The sequence below is a fragment of the Nocardia sp. BMG111209 genome (assembly GCF_000381925.1).
Taxonomy (GTDB): domain Bacteria; phylum Actinomycetota; class Actinomycetes; order Mycobacteriales; family Mycobacteriaceae; genus Nocardia.
Window position 1 is genome coordinate 464,516 of record NZ_KB907307.1, and the last position, 17,694, is coordinate 482,209.

Consider the following 17,694-nt stretch of genomic DNA (forward strand, 5'->3'; position numbering starts at 1 on the left):
GTACCGGGCGGCGGTCCGCTGAGGCAGAATCGACGGTATGAGAGCGATCCGTCATACCGCGTTCGGCGGTCCCGAGGTGCTGGCGACCGTGGAGGTCCCCCGGCCGGTCCCGCGCGCCGGACAGGTGCTGATCCACCTGCACGCCACGTCGGTGAATCCGGTGGACTGGAAAATGCGGTCCGGCAGCGCGCCGGCGGTCGGAAAGCCGCCTTTCCCGGTCGGTTTCGATGTTTCCGGCACGATCGTCGAGATCGGCGACGCGGTCGAGGCGTTCCGGCCGGGCGACGAGGTCTTCGGCATGGTTCCCAGCCCCACCGGCGCCTACAGCGAATACGTCCTCGCCCGCACCGAGGGGCTGGCCCGGCGACCGCCGAACCTGGACCACCTCCGGGCGGCCGCGCTGGCGACGGCCGGGCTGACCGCATGGCAGGCGCTGGCATTGTCCGGCCTGCGCGCCGGCGAGCGCATCCTGATCCACGGCGCCGCCGGTGGGGTGGGCCACCTGGCCGTCCAGTTCGCCGCGCTGCGCGGTGCGCACGTGATCGGCACCGCTCGTGCCGTCGACCACGACCTGCTGCGCGCCCTCGGCGCGGCGGCGGTGATCGACTACACCGTGACCGACTTCGGTTCCGCCGCAGGCGAAGTGGATGTCGTGCTGGATATGGTCGGCGGCGACTACGGTCAGCGGTCGCTGCGGTTGCTGCGGCCCGGCGGCCGCTACATCGCCACCCGCGATTCCGATGCGCGATCCGATCCGCGGCACCGGCGGGTGAACGGCCGGCCCTCCTCGGCCGACCTCGCCTCGATCGGCGCATTGGCCGAGGCCGGCCGGTTGCGGATCCGGATCGATCGCGTGATGTCGCTCGACGAGGTGCGCGACGCCCACCGGATCGCCGAATCGGGGCAGGCGCGCGGCAAGATCGTGCTGACGCCCTGGCGTGCGGCATCGTCCGATTGACAGTATCGGCTCGCCGATGTTAGACACTTGCATAAATAATGCTGCTGTTCTCGCGGCAGTACGGGGCACTTTCGCTCTTTATCGTTATGCATGTGCCGAATCAAGCCGGTGGGGCCGAGGCTCGCGCCGGGGGACCGGTTCGCGACGGGTGTACCCGCGCCGGTCGAAGGTCGGATCAGGAAGTGAGTAGTCGGATGGCTGGAAGAGTCGAGGGCAAGGTCGCCTTCATCACCGGTGCGGCGCGCGGACAGGGCCGAGCGCACGCGGTGCGGCTGGCTCAGGAGGGGGCCGACATCATCGCCGTCGACGTCTGCAAACAGCTCGACGGCGTGAAGATTCCGATGTCGACCCCGGACGATCTGGCCGAAACGGTGGCCCGGGTCGAGGCGCTCGGCCGGCGCATCGTCGCCGTCGAGGCCGACGTGCGTGACTTCGACACCATGCAGGCGGTGGTCGACCACGGCGTCGAACAACTGGGCCGCCTGGACATCATCGTGGCGAACGCGGGCCTGGCCAGCGACGGCGCCCGGCTGGACCGCATGGACGAGAAGACCTGGCGCGACATGATCGACGTCAACCTGACCGGCGTCTGGGTGTCGGTCCGGGTCGCGATCGGCCACATCATCGTCGGCAAACGCGGCGGCTCGATCGTCCTGACCAGCTCCTGCGGCGGCCTGCGCGGCGCCGAGTACATCGGCCACTACATCGCCGCGAAACACGGTGTGATCGGCCTGATGCGGACGCTGGCCCTGGAGATGGGACAGCGCAACATCCGGGTCAACGCGGTCTGCCCCAGCCAGGTCGGCACCCCGATGACGCTCAACGAGCCGACCTACCGCATGTTCCGCCCGGATCTGGCCGACCCCACCATCGACGATTTCGCCGTCGCCTCCCAGCAGACCCACGTCCTGCCGACACCGTGGCTGGAACCCGAGGACATCGCCGACGCCGTGCTGTTCCTCGCCTCCGACGAGGCCCGCTACATCACCGGCGTCGCACTCCCGGTCGACGCCGGCGCAATGCTCAAGTGACGCAACGAGTCCGGAGCTCCACCCGCAGTCGCCACGCCGCGCCGCCGAAGGCGTTGTACGTCAGCGAAATTCAACGAGGAGATACGCAATGTCCGCACCGCACATGCCCACCGGCACGGACCCGGCCACCCGGCGACTACTGATCGATGGCCGGCTGGTGACCGCCGAGGGCACGTTCGCCTCGACGAACCCCGCAACCGGTGAGATCGTCGGCTACGCGCCCGATGCCACACCGGCACAAGGCAATGCGGCCATCGCGGCCGCCCGCCGCGCCTTCGACGAGACGACGTGGGCGACCGACCCCGAATTCCGGGCGCACTGCCTGGACCAGTTCCACCGGGCCCTGATCGACAACCTGGAGGAACTGCGCGAGTTGACCATCGCCGAAGTAGGCTCCACCCGGATGCTCACCCACGCCGGTCAACTGGAGGATCCGATCAAGATCGTCCGTTACTATGCCGATCTGCTGCCGCACTATTCGATGACCGAGGACCTCGGCACCGTCGAATTCAACGGCCGGCAGCACCGGCGGTGGGTGGAGAAGGAGGCGGCGGGCGTCGTCGCGGCGATCGTCGCCTACAACTACCCGACCCAGCTCGCGCTGGCCAAACTCGCCCCCGCGCTGGCCGCCGGTTGCACCGTCGTCCTGAAGGCGGCGCCGGACACCCCGCTGGTCACCCTCGCACTGGGAGAGTTGATCGCTCGCCACACCGACATTCCGGCAGGCGTGGTGAATGTCGTGTCCGCGGCCGACGTGGCACTGGGCGAACTGCTGACCACCCACCCCGACGTCGACGTCGTCAGCTTCACCGGCTCCACCGCGGTCGGCCGCACGATCATGGCGGCCGCCAGTAACACCCTCAAGCGAGTGTTCCTGGAACTCGGCGGCAAATCCGCGCTGATCCTGCTCGACGACGCCGACTACGAGAAGTCCGCGCTGTTCGCGGCTTTCGGCATCACGATCCACGCCGGCCAAGGCTGTGCCCTCACCTCGCGCCTGTTGGTCCCCCGCAAGGATCACGACCGAATCGTGGAGCTCGTCGCCGCGAGTTTCGCACGCGTCCGATCCGGCGACCCGGCCGCCCCGAAAACCTATATGGGCCCACTGATCAGCGAACGCCAGCGCGACAAGGTCGACGCCATGGTCCAGCGCGCGGTCGCGGCGGGTGCGCGATTGGTCACCGGCGGCCGGAAGGTCGATCCCGGCTACTTCTACACCCCGACCCTGCTCGCCGGCGTCGACCCCGACAGCGAGATCGCCCAGCAGGAAGTCTTCGGCCCGGTCCTCGCGGTCATCCCCTTCGACGACGACGATGACGCGGTCCGCATCGCCAACAATTCGGCCTACGGCCTGTCCGGCGGCATCTTCGGCACCGAGCAGCGCGCCCTCGCGGTGGCCCGCCGCATCCGGACCGGCACCTTCGCCATCAACGGCGGCAACTACTTTCACGCCGACGCTCCCTTCGGCGGCTACAAACAGTCCGGCATCGGCCGGGAAATGGGTGTGGCGGGTCTGGAGGAGTTCCTGGAGCGCAAAACGCTTGCGGCGGTGTGAAATCCGAGGGTCGGCACCGTGTGCGCGGCCGGTGGGGCCGGACCGCGGGGTCGGCGATCGTGGTGGGAGAAAGTTCGGCGTAGGTGTCGATTTCACCGATGGCTCTTCGTGTAGAGGGTGCACGGGCCGCGGACTAGCGGTCCGCAGGAGCAAGGGAGCATGATCATGCGCCGGATCAACGCCACGTTGTCCGTCACCCTCGACGGAGTCGTCCAGGGCCTCGGCCGCCCCGACGAGGACACCCGCGGTGGCTTCACCCACGGGGGCTGGGGCGGCAAGTACAACGACCAGGTCATGGGCCACGAGATGGGCAAGGGCATGGCCAATCCCACCGACATGCTGTTCGGACACCGGACCTGGAACGACTTCATCACCGCCTGGGGCACCCGTACCGACGACAACCCGTTCACCACGCACATGAACGCGGCCACCAAGTACGTCGCCTCCAGGACCCTGGCGAACGCGGACGCCTGGCAGAACTCGATCCTGCTGTCGGGCGACGCCGCCGAGACGGTGGCAGAACTCAAGGCCGAGCCGGGCCGGGACCTGACGATCATCGGCAGCGTCGCACTGGTCCGCGACCTGCACGCCGCCGGCCTCGTCGACGACTACACGCTGCTGATCCACCCGCTCACCCTGGGTTCCGGCACGCGGCTGTTCCAGGGCCCCGCCCCACTGACCGAGTTCGACCTCACCAGCAGCGTCACCACCACCAAGGGCGTCATCATCGCCGGCTACACGCGCAAGCAGTAACCCGTGCCGAGGCGTTCACCACCGGCCTGCCGCCCAGCCGGAACCGTATCCGGAAGGGCGGCAACGGGTTCGGCGGGGAGTGGTAGGGTTGCCGGTCGCGGAGGTATGCGATCGGCAGGCGGGTGTCCCAGGCGATGAGGATGTCGTCGGGGAACACCCGGATGCCGCGGATGTTTGCCGTCAGTCCCGGCGGATCGGCAGGATCACTGCCGAGGGTCGGGCCGGGTCGTGGTGGACGGTCTGGTCGGCGGGGCGCAATTGTGTTGCGCGGCCGCGTGGTTCGCCGGTTCCCGGGTTGCGGTTGTAGCGGGGGAACGCGCCGCTGGAGACTTGGACGCGGATGCGGTGGCCCGGCTCGAACCGGTAGGCGGTGGCGAACAGTTTCACGGTCGCGCAGGTGTCGCGGTCGGCGTCGGTGAGGCTGGTCAGGCCGTCGGTGACGTTGAAGGAACGGCCGTCGGCGTTGACATCACAGACCCGCACGAACACGTCCGCATACGGCAGGCTCGAGCGGAACCAGATCTCGGCCTCGACCTCGCCGATGACCTCGACGGCATGTTCCAGCGGCGGGGTGGTGTAGGTGCGGACATCCGGACGGGCCTCGAGTTCGGTGTTGTCGACGCTGCCGGTGTTGAACTGGAACCGGGAGCCGCCGACGGCCGGGGTGGGGTCGGCCGGGTCGTAGCGGTAGCCGTCCGGGGCCGATTCGGCGGGGGGCTCGGTCGCCAGGCCGCCGTCGGGTTGCAGGTGGAATCGTTGCGGCGCATAGCCTTCCGGCGGCCAGGTGCGGAAATCCCGCCATTCGCGGGCGCCCTGGACGAACAGTCGCACGGGTTCCCGCTCGGTGGGTTGCTCGCCGCGCGCGTGGGCCATGCCGAAGTCCAGCAGTTCCAGCATGCCCATCTCCATCGGCGCGGCGGTCATGCTGTGCGCCCACGGGCCCACCGTCAGCCGGGCCGGGCGGCCGGCGGCCTGCAGGGCCTTGAAGTCGCGGAGCTGGCCGGGCAGGAAGAAGTCGTGCCAGCCGGCGATGGAGCTGACCGGGATGGTCACGTCGGCGACGCGCGCGCTGTGATCGGCGGGTGCCCAGAACGGCGATTCGGAATCGTGGGCCAGGGAGTGTTGCAGGAAGTCGACGCGGTGACCGACGGCGCGCCGGTCGGCCTGATCGAGCGGCAGTTCCCGCATGAGCCGGAGCATCTTGCGCCGTCCGGCCAGGCCGGGATGCTTGAGCAGCGCGAGCGGATGTTCCTGGCCGTCGGTGACGAAGCTCCACAGGAACGGGGTTTCCAGTGCGAAGCCGTCCGGGCGGAGGAAATCCAGCATGACCGCGGACTCGCTCTGGATCGGGATCATGGCTTTGACCTGCGGTGGCACCTTGTCGGCGACGGCCCATTGGGTGTAGCCGAGGTAGCTGGGGCCGTAGAGGATGATCGCGTCGCCGAACCAGGGTTGTCCGAGCACCCAATCCAGGGTGTCGAGGCCGTCCTCGCGTTCGTTGCGGATCGGGTCGAAGGTTCCGCCGGAGCCGAAGGTGCCGCGGGAGTTGGTGACCAGCACCTGGAATCCGCGCCGGGCGATGGGCCGGATGATCGGTGTGGTGGTCAGCGTGTGGCTGCCGTAGGTGGTGCGGATCAGGACGGTCGGCAGGCCCTCGCCACCGGACTCCGGTGCCCAGTGGTCGGCGACCAGTTCCACTCCGTCGCGCATCGGTACCCGCAGATTGCGGGTGACGGTCACCTTCTTGGTGAGCGCCGGCGGATACTTCGGTGTGAGCGAATCGAGCATGCGCTGCAACGGATTTCGTTTCACGCCGCTACCCCCCACTGCCGGTCGCAGAACCGGCGGATCTGTGCCGAGCGGTCCTGATCCTCCGGCGCCATGCCGAGGAACATGAAATGCGGCGCCGCCTCCCAGACGTGCAGTTCCGCAGGCACTCCGGCGTCGAGCAGTTTCCGGTGCAGGCGCACGGTGTCGGAGAGCAGGAAGTCGCGGGTGCCACTGGTCAGGATCGCGGGCGGGAAACCCGCGGTGTAGTCGCCGAACAGCGGGGAGACGTACGGGTCGGTGCGGTCGTGACCGTCGGTGTAGAGCGCGAAGACGGTCTCGAGCTGGTCCGCGCTGTAGGAGACATCCAGCCCGGTGTTGGTGTGATGGGTGTCGCCGGCCTTGGTCACATCCGTCACCGGAGTGGTCAGCACGGCCGCGCGCGGCAGCGGCAGCCCCTCGTCGCGAGCGCGGAGAATGGTTGCCGCGGTGAGGTTTCCGCCGGCGGACACCCCGCCGATGATGATGTCCTCGGGCCGGTGATGTTCCAGCAGCGCGCGGTAGGCGGCGAGACAGTCGTCCAGCGGGGTGGGGTAGGGATGGAACGGGGGCATCCGGTAGTCCACGGCCCAGGTCCGGGCGCCGACCATACCCGCGGTCATGATCGCCCCGAGCCGGGACAGCTCACCGGCACCGTAGATCCAGGCGCCGTGCAGGGCCAGGTAGACCCGGGGATCGTCCTCGGCGACGCCGTCGGGAACGGCCTGCCAGACACCGAAGTCGCCGAGCTCGATCCGTTCGGTCTCGCTGTGCACGCCGGTCTCTGCCGAGCCGAAGACGGACGACACCATCGGCGCCGCACCGCCTTCGGGGATCATCGCCAGGATGTCGTCGATGTAGCCCTGCACTGCCTCGCGGTCTTCCAAAGGCGGCCAAGGCTTTTCGGGCAGGGCATTACCCATGCCGATGACCGACTGCGCGATCTCGCTGAGACCGGCCGGAATCGGTACCTGCCGTTCGGGAATCGTCACCGGGGGAGGGGAACTGGTCACTGGTATGCACTCCTTTGTGTCATGAGAGTCGGATATCCGGTCAGCGAATCGAGGAGCCGATGCCGAGCCCGCCGTCCACGTCGAGGACGACGCCGGTGATGTATCCGGCGGCGGGGGAGGCGAGGAAGGCCGCGGCCTCGGCGATGTCGGCCGGTTGCCCGGTAACGCGTTGCGGCACTTTGCCGATCAGCTTGTCGCGCGCCGCGGCGTTCATCGAGGCCAGCATCGGCGTCGCGATCAGTCCGGGGGCGATGGCGTTGGCGGTGATGCCCTCGCGCGCGGTCTCCAGCGCGAGGGTGCGGGTCAGGCCGACGATGCCCGCCTTGGCCGCGACGTAATTGGCCTGGCCGTAGTTGCCGCGCCAGCTCATCGAACTGAACGAGACGATGCGGCCGTAGCGGCGGGCCCGCATGTGCGGGATCGCCGCTCGCGCGCAGAAGAAGCTGCCGGTCATCGAGACATCCACCACCGCATGCCAATCCGCGTCGCTGATCGCGGTGATCCGGTTGTCCCGGATGATTCCGGCATTGTTGACCAGCACGTCGAGGCGACCGTGGCGGTCGGCGACGTCGTCGATCCAGCCGGTCACCCTGGCCGAATCGGTCACATCGAGGCCGACTCCTTCGGCGGTTCGGTCGAATTCGGCACACAGCTGGGCTGCCGTAGCGGCAGCGGCGTTCTTGTCGATGTCGCCGATGACCACCGTCGCGCCCTCGGCGGCGAAACGATGCGCCATCGCCGCACCGAGGCCCCGGCCGCCGCCGGTCACCAGGACGACCTGATCGGTGAAGCGGGTCATGCGGGTTGCTCCGATCGGGAATCGGCGGGGCGCGCGACGAATTCCCGTAGCGCGGTGGCCACGTCGTGCGCGGCCCAATGTGCCTCGAACGCCGCCAGTTCCAGTGCGAGCGCGTCCTCGGCGGGCAGGGTGGGTGTCCGGGCCAGCAGCCGCTTGTATCCGGTCTGCGCCGGGCCGTGCACGGCGGCAAGGGTTTCCGCGAGCCGCCGCGCGGTGGCCGCGACCTCGGACTCGGCCACCACCTCGTGCGGCCAGCCGGTGCCGGCCAGCCGGTCGGCGCGGAGCAGTTCGCCGGTCAGCGCCAGCCGGCGCGCCGTGGCGTGCCCCAGCAGCTGCGGCATCCGCACCGCCGCACCGGCCGCGGGCAGCAGGTTGTTGCGGATGTGACCGTCGCCGATCAGCGTGCCGGCCGCGGCGACCACCAGGTCACAGGCCAGCGCCAGTTCGATGCCGCCGGCCACGGCATGGCCGTGCAGCCCCGCCACGACCGGTAGTGGGCTGGTCTCCAACCGGGTCGCAAGCTCGGAGACGGTGCGCAGGAACGCGATCGGCGGCTCACCGCGGTCGTGCAGTGCCAGCAGATACCGCAGATCGGCGCCGGCGCAGAAGCTCGGGCCCGCCCCCAGCAGCACCACCGCTCGCGTGCCCGGATCGTTCTCGGCCTCGGTCAGCGCGCGGTCGAGGGCCTCGATCACGGTGGCGTCGAGCGCATTCCGGCGTTCCGGGCGATTCAGCGTCAGCACCCGGACCGGACCCTGCCGATCGATGTGCAGCACCTCGGATCCGTTCACCGCGAACCGCTTTCGCCGAGCGCCTCGGCGCGGCGCTGCCGGCGCAGTTCGGCACGCTGGATCTTGCCGCTCGGGGTCTTCGGCAGATCGGGCACGAAGTGGATCCGGCGCGGGTACGCGTGGGCCGCATAGCGGTCCTTCACCCACTGCTGCAACTCCTCCGGCGATACGGGGCTGTCGGCGGCGGTGACGACGAACGCCTCGACGACCTCGCCGCGGGCCTCGTCCGGCGCCGCGATCACCGCGCACTCGGCGACCGAAGGATGCTGTGCCAGAACGGATTCCACGTCGAAGGGGCCGATCCGGTAGCCCGCCATGATGATCACGTCGTCGTCGCGTGCGGAGAACCGCGCCACGCCGGTGGCGTCGATGCTCGCGGTGTCGCCGGTGAGGTAGTAGCGGCCCGCGCCGACGAAGCGGCCGTGGTCGTCACCGTCGGCATACGCGGTGAACGTCATGTGCGGGCTGTCCGGCACCACGATGGCCAGCCGTCCGACGGCCCCCGGCGCGACGGGCTCGTCCCGGTCCGGATCCAGTACCGTCACCGACCATCCCGGCAGCGCCACTCCCATCGCGTTGTCGGTCACCGGCACCGCCACCGACGCGTCGTGCGGGAACCCGATCGGCATGCCGACCTCGGTCTGCCCGTAGTGGTCGTGCACCCGGCCGCCGAGTGCGCCGGTAGCCCAGGCGTTCACCTCCGGCGTCAGCGGTTCACCCGCGCTGGACATGCACGCGATGTTCAACTCCCCGTGCCGGATTCGGCCGGAGTTGCGCAGCGCGCGGTACACCGTCGGGGCGGCGGCGAAGTGGGTCACTCGCAGTCGCGACAGCACCTCGACGGTGGTGTCGGCCGAGAAGCCGCCGCGCAGCAGGATCGTCGGCACCCCGGCGGCCAGCGGCGCGGCGATCGCGGCGTAGAGGCCGTAGGCCCAGCCCGGATCGGCGGCACACCAGTACCGGCTGCCCTCGCCGACGCCGAGTGCGAACTCCAGATAGCTGTGCCAGCCGGAGAGGTACCGCACCGGATGCACGACCCCCTTCGGCGATCCGGTGGTGCCGGAGGTGAACATGTGCACCAGCGGACCGTCGCCACCCACCGCGACCGATCCCGGTTCCCATTCCTCGGCCCCGGCCAGTTCGGCCGCCGCGGCCCCGGTTTCGAGCACCTCCCAGTCGCCGGCGCCGATCTTGTCCAGCTGGTCGGCGTCGCCGATCACCAGCCGGGTGCCGGCGCGGCGCAGCCGGTCGGTCACCGCGGCCTCGGCGAACGCGGTGAACAGCGGGACGTGGACGGCGCCCACCCGCCAGATCCCCACCAGCACGGTGAGCAGATCGGCGCTCTTGCCCATCAGCGTCGCCACCCGGTCGCCGGGCCCGATCCCACGGCGGGCCAGGACCGTGGCGAACCGGCGTGACGATTCGGCGAGCTGCCCGTAGGTGATCGTGGTCTCCGTCAGATCCGCATCGAGGATGCGCGCCGCGACGGCGTGCGCGGGGTGCCGATCACACAGCAGCGCGGCGACGTCGAGCGACGATGCCGAGTAGTCCCGCACGAGCTGTGCGGTGTGGGCGGCCGGGTCGGCCATCGAATCTCCTCTTCCATCGGGTACCGGGCAGCGTCGATCACCCGTTCGCTCGTGGCCGATCCCGGCCCCGGATCGCGGGTACCGGTCATGGGATGTTCCGGGGGTGTCGCGGTCTCCGCCGCGCGTTGCTGGGCGAGTGCATAATTTCTGTGGCACAGGTCTAACATCCGGCATGTTCCAGGTCGAGGGTGCTGTCGATACATGGATGGCGATCGCCCAAATCTCTCGGATTGCGTGCTCGACATGGCTCGGGTCGGCGCTCGGGTCGTGCGACGGCCGGTACGGCTCCGGCCGGATCGGAACACGACAATATTATACGGTCGCATAATGGCATGTGCGGGAATCGAGGACCATTTACCCGGCTCTTGACAGTCTTTGAATCTCAGTGTTAGACACTTGCATAAGACGATGGAGGTCGATGTCCGGCATCGGGTCGCGTGCTCCGGGCGAGCCGATCTCGGCCGGCCGCGGACCCCGCCGTGCGGTGCGTCGGTGGAAATATTAACGGCCGCAACCACATCGGCGACTCGATCGCCACACTCTCCCCGCGTCGCACGTGTCCGCGTGCACGCCTGCGCACGTTCCGTGCGTGCCACGACGAGGAAGGAATCCGGATGACACTGCAATGGGTGCTGGACGAGATACGCAAGCGGCCCGGTACGGGCGAGGTCGTTCCGATCATCGATCCGGTGACCGAGGAACAGCTCACCGAATTCACCGACTGCGGGGCGGCGGCCGTCGACGAGGCGGTGGCGCGGGCGCGGGCCGCCTTCGATTCCGGGGTCTGGCGCGGTATGCCCGGCAGCGAGCGGGCCAGGATCATGTGGCGGGTCGCGGATCTCATCGAGCAGTACGCCGACGACCTCGCCGAGATCGACTCGCTCAACACCGGTATGCCGCTGGCGCAGGCACGGGCGATCATGCCCTCCTCCGCCGAACTGTTCCGCTACTACGCCGGTTGGTGCACGAAGGTCGACGGCGACGCGCACGACGTGCAGATGACCGGCGGGATCTCCGGCGCGCACGCCGACCTGCACACCTACACCCTCAAGGAGCCGTATGGTGTTGTGGGACAGATCATTCCGTGGAACGGACCGGTCTTCATCGCCTGGGGGAAGCTCGCGCCGGCCATGGCCGCCGGCTGCAGCAGCATCCTCAAACCCGCCGAGGAGACGCCGCTGTCGGCCCTGGTGCTGGAGAAGATCCTCGCCGAAGCGGGTGTCCCCGAAGGGGTCGTCACCGTCCTCACCGGCTACGGCCACACCGCCGGCGCCGCGCTCGCCGCGCACCCCGGCGTGGACAAGATCGCCTTCACCGGGTCGACCGAGGTCGGTAAGCAGATCGTGCACGCGGCCACCGGCAACCTCAAGAAGGTCCTGCTGGAACTCGGCGGTAAATCGCCGGTGCTGATCTACGACGACGCCGACCTGAAGACCGCGATCCCGATGGCGGCGATGGGCATCTTCGTGCACTCCGGCCAGGGCTGCATCTGCGGATCACGCATCTTCGTGCAGCGCGGTGTCTACGACCGGGTCGTCGAGGGGCTGACCAAGGTCGCCGACACCGTGAAACTCGGCGGGCCCAAGGAGGAGGGCGCCGCGATCGGGCCGCTGATCAGCCAGAAGCAGCTCACCCGCGTCATGGGTTTCATCGACGAGGGCAAGGAGGCCGGCGTCGAGGTGGTCACCGGCGGCCATCGGCTCGACCGGCGGGGTTACTTCGTGCACCCGACCGTCCTGACCAATGTCGATCGCGGTATGCGCCTGTACCAGCAGGAGATCTTCGGGCCGGTGGTGACGGTCCTGCCGTTCGATGACGACGACGAGGCCGTGACCATGGCCAACGACACGACCTACGGCCTCGCCGCCACCGTGTGGACGACGAATCTGGGCCGTGCGCATCGCCTCGCGAAGCGGCTGGAGTCGGGGACGGTCACGCTCAACTGCCAGTTGGTGTTCGATCACGCCGTACCCGTCGGCGGTTACAAGCAGTCCGGCTGGGGCTACGAGTACGGCCGCGCGGGCATCGAGACCTATCTGCAGACGAAGTCGGTCCTGACGCAGCTCTGACGAATCTCATTCGGCGGCAGGTCGTTCGGGGAGAGTGACGGTACGGCCCGGCGTTCCCTCGAACCGGCCGAGGAAGTCCTCGACGAATGCGAGGGCTTCCTTGTGGCCGAGCGTGACGCCCAGATCGGTCTCCATGATCAGCGAGCGCGCGGTGCTGGCGATCAGGAACGACACGAGCAGCGGCGGCACCGTCTCCAGGTCGACGCCGTGGCTGTGCAGGATGAAGGTGAGCGCCGCGAGCTGACCCTCGCGGAACCGCTCCGCGTACGCGGCGATCTCGGCGCGGATCTCCTTGCGGTGGTTGGACAGTGCCATGAATTCCAGCAGCAGCGCGGTGCCGTGCGGATCCGAGGACAGCTCCCACAGGGTGCGCATCGGTGAGGGGGAGGTCAGCGCCTGCCGCTGGCGCGCGAAGTTGGCCTCCGCGCCGCGCCGGAACACGGCCAGGAACAGTTCGTCCATCGTGGGGAAGTAGTAGTGCACCAGCGCCGAATGGACGCCGGCCTTCGCGGCCACCCGCCGGGAGGTCGCGGCGGCGTAGCCCTCCTCCAGCATGATCTCGGCGGTCGCCGCGATGAGCTGGTCCCGGGTCTCGGTGTCGTCGACGCGGCGGCGCCGTCGGGGCGCGCTCATCGGCGGGCCCCCTGCCGGTGGGCATCCCCCTTCGGCCATCCGCCACGGTCTACCACGGTGTTGTTCATATGCTGAATCTATCATTGGGCACTCGCCTATCACTCGGTAGCGGGTTCGTGGCCTGCCGGAGAGGCCGCACCGCGTACCTTGACAGTCCCGAATCCACGATGTTAGACACTTGCATAACATATTCCGGGCAGCTCGGACGGATTCGGCGCCACCGGCGGACATCGGCGCGATGCCGAAGGAACGAAAGCGGTACTGCGAAATGAGTGAATCGGAACCCGGCGGCCGCCTCGCCGGGAAGGTCGCGGTGATCACCGGAGCGGGCTCGGGCATCGGCCGGGCGAGTGCCCTGCTGTTCGCCCGGGAGGGGGCGAAGGTGGTGTGCGCGGATATCAGCGGCCGCGAGGAGAAGACCGCCGCCGAGATCGGCGCCGCGGCAATCGGTGTGCGGGTCGACGTGGCGAATTCGGTTGCCGTACAAGGCATGATCGCCGCCGCGGTCGACACGTTCGGACGGCTGGACATCCTCTTCAACAACGCCGGATTCAGTGGCGAACCGGCGCCGTTGGCCGAGATCGGCGAGGACGCCTTCGACGCGGTGGTGGCGGTGAACCTCAAAGGGGTGTTCCTCGGTATGAAGTATGCGATCCCGGCGATGCTGGCCGCCGGCGGCGGATCGGTGATCAACAACGCGTCGGCGTCCGGGCTGGTCGGCTGGAAGAGCCTCGCGGTGTACTCGGCGTCCAAGGGTGGCGTTGTGCAGATGACCAAATCGGCCGCGCTCGACTATGCGAAGCAGGGCATCCGCGTCAACGCGATCTGCCCGGGGATGACCTGGACCGGCCTCGCCGGCGGTGCCGAGGACAGCGCGCCGCCCGCCGGCATGGTCCCGCCGCAACCGCTGAACCGCTGGGGAATGCCGAACGAATCAGCCACTGCCGCACTGTTTCTCGCCGGTGACGAGTCGTCGTTCATCACCGGTGCGGCGATCCCGGTGGACGGCGGCTACGTCGCCCGCTGATCCGAGCCATCCGTGAAGAAGGTATCGAGATGACACAACCGTTCCGCTTCGCCGTGCAGGCGACCCGCGCGGCCACGGCCGCCGAATGGCGGGCCACCGCCGGGAAGGTGGAGGAGCTCGGATATTCGACCCTGTTCCTCGCCGACCACTACCTCGGTAAGGGACAGGCGGCGAAGGAGGCCATGTGGCCGCCGCAGCACCTGGCGCCGATCGTGGCGATGTCCGTGGCCGCGGCGGTGACCAGCACCCTGCGCGTCGGCTGCCGGGTGTTCAATGTGGACTACCACGTACCCGGCGCGCTGGTGAAAGAGGCTGCGACACTGGACCTCCTGTCCGACGGCCGCCTGGAGTTCGGCATCGGGGGTGGATGGAGCGAACCGGAATACCGGGCCATGGGTATCCCGTTCGAACCCGGGCCGCGCCGGATCTCGAAACTGGAGGAGGTCGTCGCGCTGTTCAAGGCGCACAGCACCGGCCAACCCCTGGACCTGAAGGGCGATTTCGTCACCGCCCGCGACTACGCGGGGCTGCCGCTGCCGGTGCAGCAACCGCATCCGCCGATCCTGATCGGCGGCAGCCGCAAACGGGTGCTGTCGCTGGCCGGCCGGGAGGCGGATATCGCCTCGATCAACAATGTGCCGTTCGAGCCCGTCGACGCCGCGGGCCGGACCCCGCAGCAGGAGGCGGTCCGGCGGCTCGGGTTCATCCGCGACGGCGCCGGAGATCGCTTCGGCGACTTGGAGATCGAGAGCTCACCGTTCTTCACCGCGATCACCGGCGACCCGGCGACGACCCTGGCCGGGATCGCGACGATGCTGCGTGTGCCCGCCGAGGGGCTCGGCGATCATCCGAATGTCCTGGTGGGCACCGTCGACGAGGTCGCCGACCGGCTGCGGGAGCGCCGGGAAACCTTCGGCGCCAACTACATCACCGTGCAGCAGAGCGAGATCGACGCCTTCGCCCCGGTCGTCGCCCGCCTGGCCGGACAGTAACAAAGGACAACGTATGGGACGCACAGCAATTGTCACCGGCGCCGGTTCCGGTATCGGGCGGGGGATCGCGCACCGCCTCGCCGCCGACGGTTTCACGGTCGCCATCGTGGAACTGAATCCGGTTGCCGCCGAACAGGTTGCCGAGGAAATCCGCGCGAAAGGCTACGCGGCGACCGCGGTCGGCGGGATCGACGTCTCCGACCGGGCCCAGGTGAACGCCGCGGTGCAGCGGGTCCGGGAGGAATGCGGGCCGATTCTGGTGCTGGTCAACAACGCCGGCATCGCCACGTTCAAGAAGTTCCTGAACATCACCGACGACCTGTGGGACCGGATGCTCGCGGTGAATCTGTCGGGGCCGTACTACTGCTGTCAGGCCGTGGTGCCCGATATGGCCGAGGCGGGTTGGGGGCGGATCGTGAACATCTCGTCGTCCAGTTGGCAGTCCGGGCAGCAGTTCCAGACCCACTACGTCGCCTCGAAGGCCGGTCTCGTCGGCTTCACGAAGGCGCTGGCACTCGAGTTGGGCCCGGCCGGGATCACCGTGAACACGCTGCCGCCGGGATTCGTGGACACACCCAACATGCGTGACGCCGCCGACCGCGGACTGTTCGGTGGCACGGTCGAGGAGCATGCCGCGCGTACTCCGGTGCGGCGGCCCGGCCGCCCGGAAGACCTCGCCGCGGCCTGCTCGTTCCTGGTGTCCGACGAGGCGAGCTACATCACCGGCCAGGTCCTCGGCGTCAACGGCGGACGGAACACCTGATGCGAAACACTTCCGGCCCAGGCGATTTCGCGGCCCGGCCCCGGTGGCGGCTGACACCGCTGCCCGCCGCGCAGTGGACCGACCGCACCCGCGAGGCGCTGCGCGCGCTGATCCCACGCCACCGCCGCACCCCGGAGGGCTCCGGCACCGCGATGTCGACGCTGGTCCGCCACCCGGATCTCACCGAGGCATACCTCGGTTTCGGTGTGTACCTGATGTTCCGGTCCACGCTGCCGGACCGGATCCGGGAACTGGTGGTGCTGCGGGTGGCCCACCGCAACGCCTGCGCCTACCACTGGACCCATCACCTACCCCAGGCCGCGGCGGCGGGCATCTCCGACGCAGAGGTCGCCGGAATAACGGCCGGCACCCTGGCCGACCCCTTCGATCAGCTACTGCTCGACGCGGTCGACGAACTCGAAGAGAACTCCTGCCTCTCGGATCGAACCTGGACCGCATTACAGCAGCGGCTCGACGAACAGCAGGTGATGGATCTGGTGTTCACCGTCGGCGGATACGTCCTGGCAGCCATGGCCTACAACACCTTCGGCGTCGTCCCGGAGAACGAGTCCACCGCCCGATGATCACCTCGTGGTGACCGAAGAGGAGTTCCGATGCAGCTGACATTCGACGCGGAAGTCGAGGAATTCCGGGCCGAATTCGCCGCATTCCTGGACGAATACGCCCCCGCCGCAACCGAAACGCGGGAACGGTCCCGATCCAGCTCCCACGTGCCCGACTGGGCCCGCCACTGGCAGCGGCGGCAATTCGACCACGGCTGGCTGGTACCCGGCAACCCGCACGGCTTCGGCGGCCGGAACGCGACGGTGCTGCAACAGTACGTCCACCGCGAGGAACTGGCCCGCCGCCGAATCATCCAGAGCTACAACGAACAAGGCATCGGAATCATCGCGGCATCCCTGCTGACGTTCGGCACCGAGGAACAGAAACAACGCTGGGCCGTGCCGATCCTGCGCGCGGACCGCACCGCCTCCCTGGGAATGAGCGAGCCCGAGGCCGGCTCGGATCTGGCATCGCTGCGCACCCGCGCGGTCCGCGACGGAGACGAGTACGTGGTGACCGGCCAGAAGATCTGGACCTCCGGCGCTCACGACGCCGACGTACTGCTCACCTTCGTCCGCACCGACCCCGACGCACCGAAACACCGGGGCATCAGCGTGCTCCTGATCCCCACCGACACCCCCGGAATCACCCGCCGCCCCTTCGCTTCTCTCTGCGCGATCGACGAATTCGATTTCAACGCAGTGTTTTTCGACAACGTCCGGGTCCCCGCGGCGAACCTGATCGGCGCGGAGAACGACGGCTGGCGCGTCGCGAACGGCTCCCTCGGCCACGAACGCACCATGCTGTGGATGACCTACGCCGACCAGATGCAGCAACTGGTGGAGGAATTCACCCCGACCACCCGTTCGGAACAGGACGGGTTCGCAACCCTGGCCATGGACCTGCAAGCGCTCCGGCTCCTGGGTTCCCGGACCCTGGCCGCCGCCGCGCGCGGCAAGGAGGACGCGGCGAGCATGTCGATCCTCAAACTGCTGGGCTCCGAGGGAATGCAGCGAGCATCCGAACACGCCCTCACGGCCCGGGAAACAGACGGCCTGCTCAGCGGATTCACCGGCCCGCTGAGCCCCCTGAACAAGGACGATTTCATCGACAGCTGGTTCAACCGCTACGCCCGTACATTCGCCGGCACCATCGCCGGCGGCACCTCCGAAATCCAGCGCGACATCATCGCCCACCGCATCCTCGGCCTACCCCGCCGGTGACAACCGAATCACACCGTGCGCGAGGGGAATTCCCGGTGGCAATTTACCGTGGGGCGACCGGACTCACCGTCCGGTCTGAGAGCGTCGAACTCCTCGACGGCATCCACTCGGGTTCGGTCCTCGGGTCG

The 17,694-nt window shown here is 68.8% G+C and carries 16 protein-coding genes; 10 read left to right on the top strand and 6 right to left on the bottom strand.

The window, feature by feature from the left end; translation table 11 throughout:
• The first annotated feature begins 37 nt into the window (after nucleotides 1-37).
• The 4 genes from G361_RS0101950 to G361_RS0101965 all read left to right on the top strand — a co-directional run bounded on the left by G361_RS0101950 (nucleotide 38) and on the right by G361_RS0101965 (nucleotide 4,297).
• On the top strand, nucleotides 38-958 hold the full coding sequence (locus G361_RS0101950; RefSeq protein WP_019925363.1) for an NADP-dependent oxidoreductase: 921 nt from the start codon (nucleotides 38-40) through the stop codon (nucleotides 956-958).
• Nucleotides 959-1,152: 194 nt separating this feature from the next.
• Nucleotides 1,153-1,989, top strand: a complete 837-nt coding sequence (locus G361_RS0101955) for a mycofactocin-coupled SDR family oxidoreductase (protein ID WP_019925364.1) — start codon at nucleotides 1,153-1,155, stop codon at nucleotides 1,987-1,989.
• A gap of 88 nt (nucleotides 1,990-2,077) precedes the next feature.
• On the top strand, nucleotides 2,078-3,544 hold the full coding sequence (locus tag G361_RS0101960; protein ID WP_019925365.1) for an aldehyde dehydrogenase family protein: 1,467 nt from the start codon (nucleotides 2,078-2,080) through the stop codon (nucleotides 3,542-3,544).
• A gap of 159 nt (nucleotides 3,545-3,703) precedes the next feature.
• Nucleotides 3,704-4,297 carry a dihydrofolate reductase family protein gene (locus G361_RS0101965; protein WP_019925366.1) on the top strand — a complete coding sequence of 198 codons (594 nt, stop codon included), beginning with the start codon at nucleotides 3,704-3,706 and terminating at the stop codon, nucleotides 4,295-4,297.
• Nucleotides 4,298-4,477: 180 nt separating this feature from the next.
• On the opposite strand, the gene G361_RS0101970 is transcribed toward G361_RS0101965, so the two are convergent.
• Genes G361_RS0101970 through G361_RS0101990 form a run of 5 tightly spaced genes read right to left on the bottom strand, consistent with a single transcriptional unit; the run spans nucleotide 4,478 to nucleotide 10,295 of the window.
• Complete coding sequence (locus tag G361_RS0101970) at nucleotides 4,478-6,109, bottom strand: CocE/NonD family hydrolase (RefSeq protein WP_196814387.1); 1,632 nt, start codon at nucleotides 6,107-6,109, stop codon at nucleotides 4,478-4,480.
• Nucleotides 6,106-7,116, bottom strand: coding sequence for an alpha/beta hydrolase (locus G361_RS0101975; protein ID WP_019925368.1), 1,011 nt, complete (start codon nucleotides 7,114-7,116; stop codon nucleotides 6,106-6,108). Before G361_RS0101975 ends, G361_RS0101970 begins: the two co-directional genes overlap by 4 nt.
• A 40-nt stretch (nucleotides 7,117-7,156) precedes the next feature.
• The gene (locus G361_RS0101980; protein WP_019925369.1) at nucleotides 7,157-7,915 is read right to left on the bottom strand and encodes an SDR family NAD(P)-dependent oxidoreductase; all 759 of its coding nucleotides are present in this window, start codon (nucleotides 7,913-7,915) and stop codon (nucleotides 7,157-7,159) included.
• Nucleotides 7,912-8,706, bottom strand: coding sequence for an enoyl-CoA hydratase/isomerase family protein (locus G361_RS0101985; protein WP_019925370.1), 795 nt, complete (start codon nucleotides 8,704-8,706; stop codon nucleotides 7,912-7,914). Before G361_RS0101985 ends, G361_RS0101980 begins: the two co-directional genes overlap by 4 nt.
• Nucleotides 8,703-10,295, bottom strand: coding sequence for an AMP-binding protein (locus tag G361_RS0101990; RefSeq protein WP_019925371.1), 1,593 nt, complete (start codon nucleotides 10,293-10,295; stop codon nucleotides 8,703-8,705). Before G361_RS0101990 ends, G361_RS0101985 begins: the two co-directional genes overlap by 4 nt.
• A 614-nt stretch (nucleotides 10,296-10,909) precedes the next feature.
• Between G361_RS0101990 and G361_RS0101995 the strand changes: the two genes are divergently transcribed.
• Nucleotides 10,910-12,364 (top strand): aldehyde dehydrogenase, encoded by a 1,455-nt coding sequence (locus G361_RS0101995; RefSeq protein ID WP_019925372.1) that lies wholly within the window; start codon nucleotides 10,910-10,912, stop codon nucleotides 12,362-12,364.
• A 6-nt stretch (nucleotides 12,365-12,370) separates the two neighbouring features.
• On the opposite strand, the gene G361_RS0102000 is transcribed toward G361_RS0101995, so the two are convergent.
• A complete protein-coding gene (locus G361_RS0102000) occupies nucleotides 12,371-12,997 on the bottom strand; it encodes a TetR/AcrR family transcriptional regulator (RefSeq protein ID WP_019925373.1) in 627 nt (208 codons plus the stop codon).
• A 268-nt stretch (nucleotides 12,998-13,265) separates the two neighbouring features.
• On the opposite strand from G361_RS0102000, the gene G361_RS0102005 reads away from it, so the two are divergent.
• The 5 genes from G361_RS0102005 to G361_RS0102025 are packed head-to-tail and all read left to right on the top strand — an operon-like array spanning nucleotide 13,266 to nucleotide 17,566.
• The gene (locus G361_RS0102005; RefSeq protein ID WP_019925374.1) at nucleotides 13,266-14,024 is read left to right on the top strand and encodes an SDR family NAD(P)-dependent oxidoreductase; all 759 of its coding nucleotides are present in this window, start codon (nucleotides 13,266-13,268) and stop codon (nucleotides 14,022-14,024) included.
• 29 nt (nucleotides 14,025-14,053) lie between these two features.
• On the top strand, nucleotides 14,054-15,016 hold the full coding sequence (locus G361_RS0102010) for a TIGR03621 family F420-dependent LLM class oxidoreductase (protein WP_019925375.1): 963 nt from the start codon (nucleotides 14,054-14,056) through the stop codon (nucleotides 15,014-15,016).
• Between the two features lie 13 nt (nucleotides 15,017-15,029).
• A complete protein-coding gene (locus G361_RS0102015; RefSeq protein WP_019925376.1) occupies nucleotides 15,030-15,779 on the top strand; it encodes an SDR family NAD(P)-dependent oxidoreductase in 750 nt (249 codons plus the stop codon).
• On the top strand, nucleotides 15,779-16,363 hold the full coding sequence (locus G361_RS0102020) for a carboxymuconolactone decarboxylase family protein (protein WP_019925377.1): 585 nt from the start codon (nucleotides 15,779-15,781) through the stop codon (nucleotides 16,361-16,363). Before G361_RS0102015 ends, G361_RS0102020 begins: the two co-directional genes overlap by 1 nt.
• Nucleotides 16,364-16,393: 30 nt before the next feature.
• Complete coding sequence (locus G361_RS0102025) at nucleotides 16,394-17,566, top strand: acyl-CoA dehydrogenase family protein (RefSeq protein WP_019925378.1); 1,173 nt, start codon at nucleotides 16,394-16,396, stop codon at nucleotides 17,564-17,566.
• Nucleotides 17,567-17,694 lie beyond the last annotated feature (128 nt).

Excerpts from the sequence above, each read along its gene's own strand:
- G361_RS0102020 (WP_019925377.1), top strand. The coding sequence starts at position 15,779 with ATGCGAAACACTTCCGGCCCAGGCGATTTCGCGGCCCGGCCCCGGTGG.
- G361_RS0101995 (WP_019925372.1), top strand. The coding sequence starts at position 10,910 with ATGACACTGCAATGGGTGCTGGACGAGATACGCAAGCGGCCCGGTACG.
- G361_RS0102005 (WP_019925374.1), top strand. The coding sequence starts at position 13,266 with ATGAGTGAATCGGAACCCGGCGGCCGCCTCGCCGGGAAGGTCGCGGTG.
- G361_RS0101950 (WP_019925363.1), top strand. The coding sequence starts at position 38 with ATGAGAGCGATCCGTCATACCGCGTTCGGCGGTCCCGAGGTGCTGGCG.
- G361_RS0101960 (WP_019925365.1), top strand. The coding sequence starts at position 2,078 with ATGTCCGCACCGCACATGCCCACCGGCACGGACCCGGCCACCCGGCGA.
- G361_RS0101965 (WP_019925366.1), top strand. The coding sequence starts at position 3,704 with ATGATCATGCGCCGGATCAACGCCACGTTGTCCGTCACCCTCGACGGA.
- G361_RS0102015 (WP_019925376.1), top strand. The coding sequence starts at position 15,030 with ATGGGACGCACAGCAATTGTCACCGGCGCCGGTTCCGGTATCGGGCGG.
- G361_RS0102025 (WP_019925378.1), top strand. The coding sequence starts at position 16,394 with ATGCAGCTGACATTCGACGCGGAAGTCGAGGAATTCCGGGCCGAATTC.
- G361_RS0101990 (WP_019925371.1), bottom strand. The coding sequence starts at position 10,295 with ATGGCCGACCCGGCCGCCCACACCGCACAGCTCGTGCGGGACTACTCG.
- G361_RS0101980 (WP_019925369.1), bottom strand. The coding sequence starts at position 7,915 with ATGACCCGCTTCACCGATCAGGTCGTCCTGGTGACCGGCGGCGGCCGG.
- G361_RS0101955 (WP_019925364.1), top strand. The coding sequence starts at position 1,153 with ATGGCTGGAAGAGTCGAGGGCAAGGTCGCCTTCATCACCGGTGCGGCG.
- G361_RS0102010 (WP_019925375.1), top strand. The coding sequence starts at position 14,054 with ATGACACAACCGTTCCGCTTCGCCGTGCAGGCGACCCGCGCGGCCACG.
- G361_RS0102000 (WP_019925373.1), bottom strand. The coding sequence starts at position 12,997 with ATGAGCGCGCCCCGACGGCGCCGCCGCGTCGACGACACCGAGACCCGG.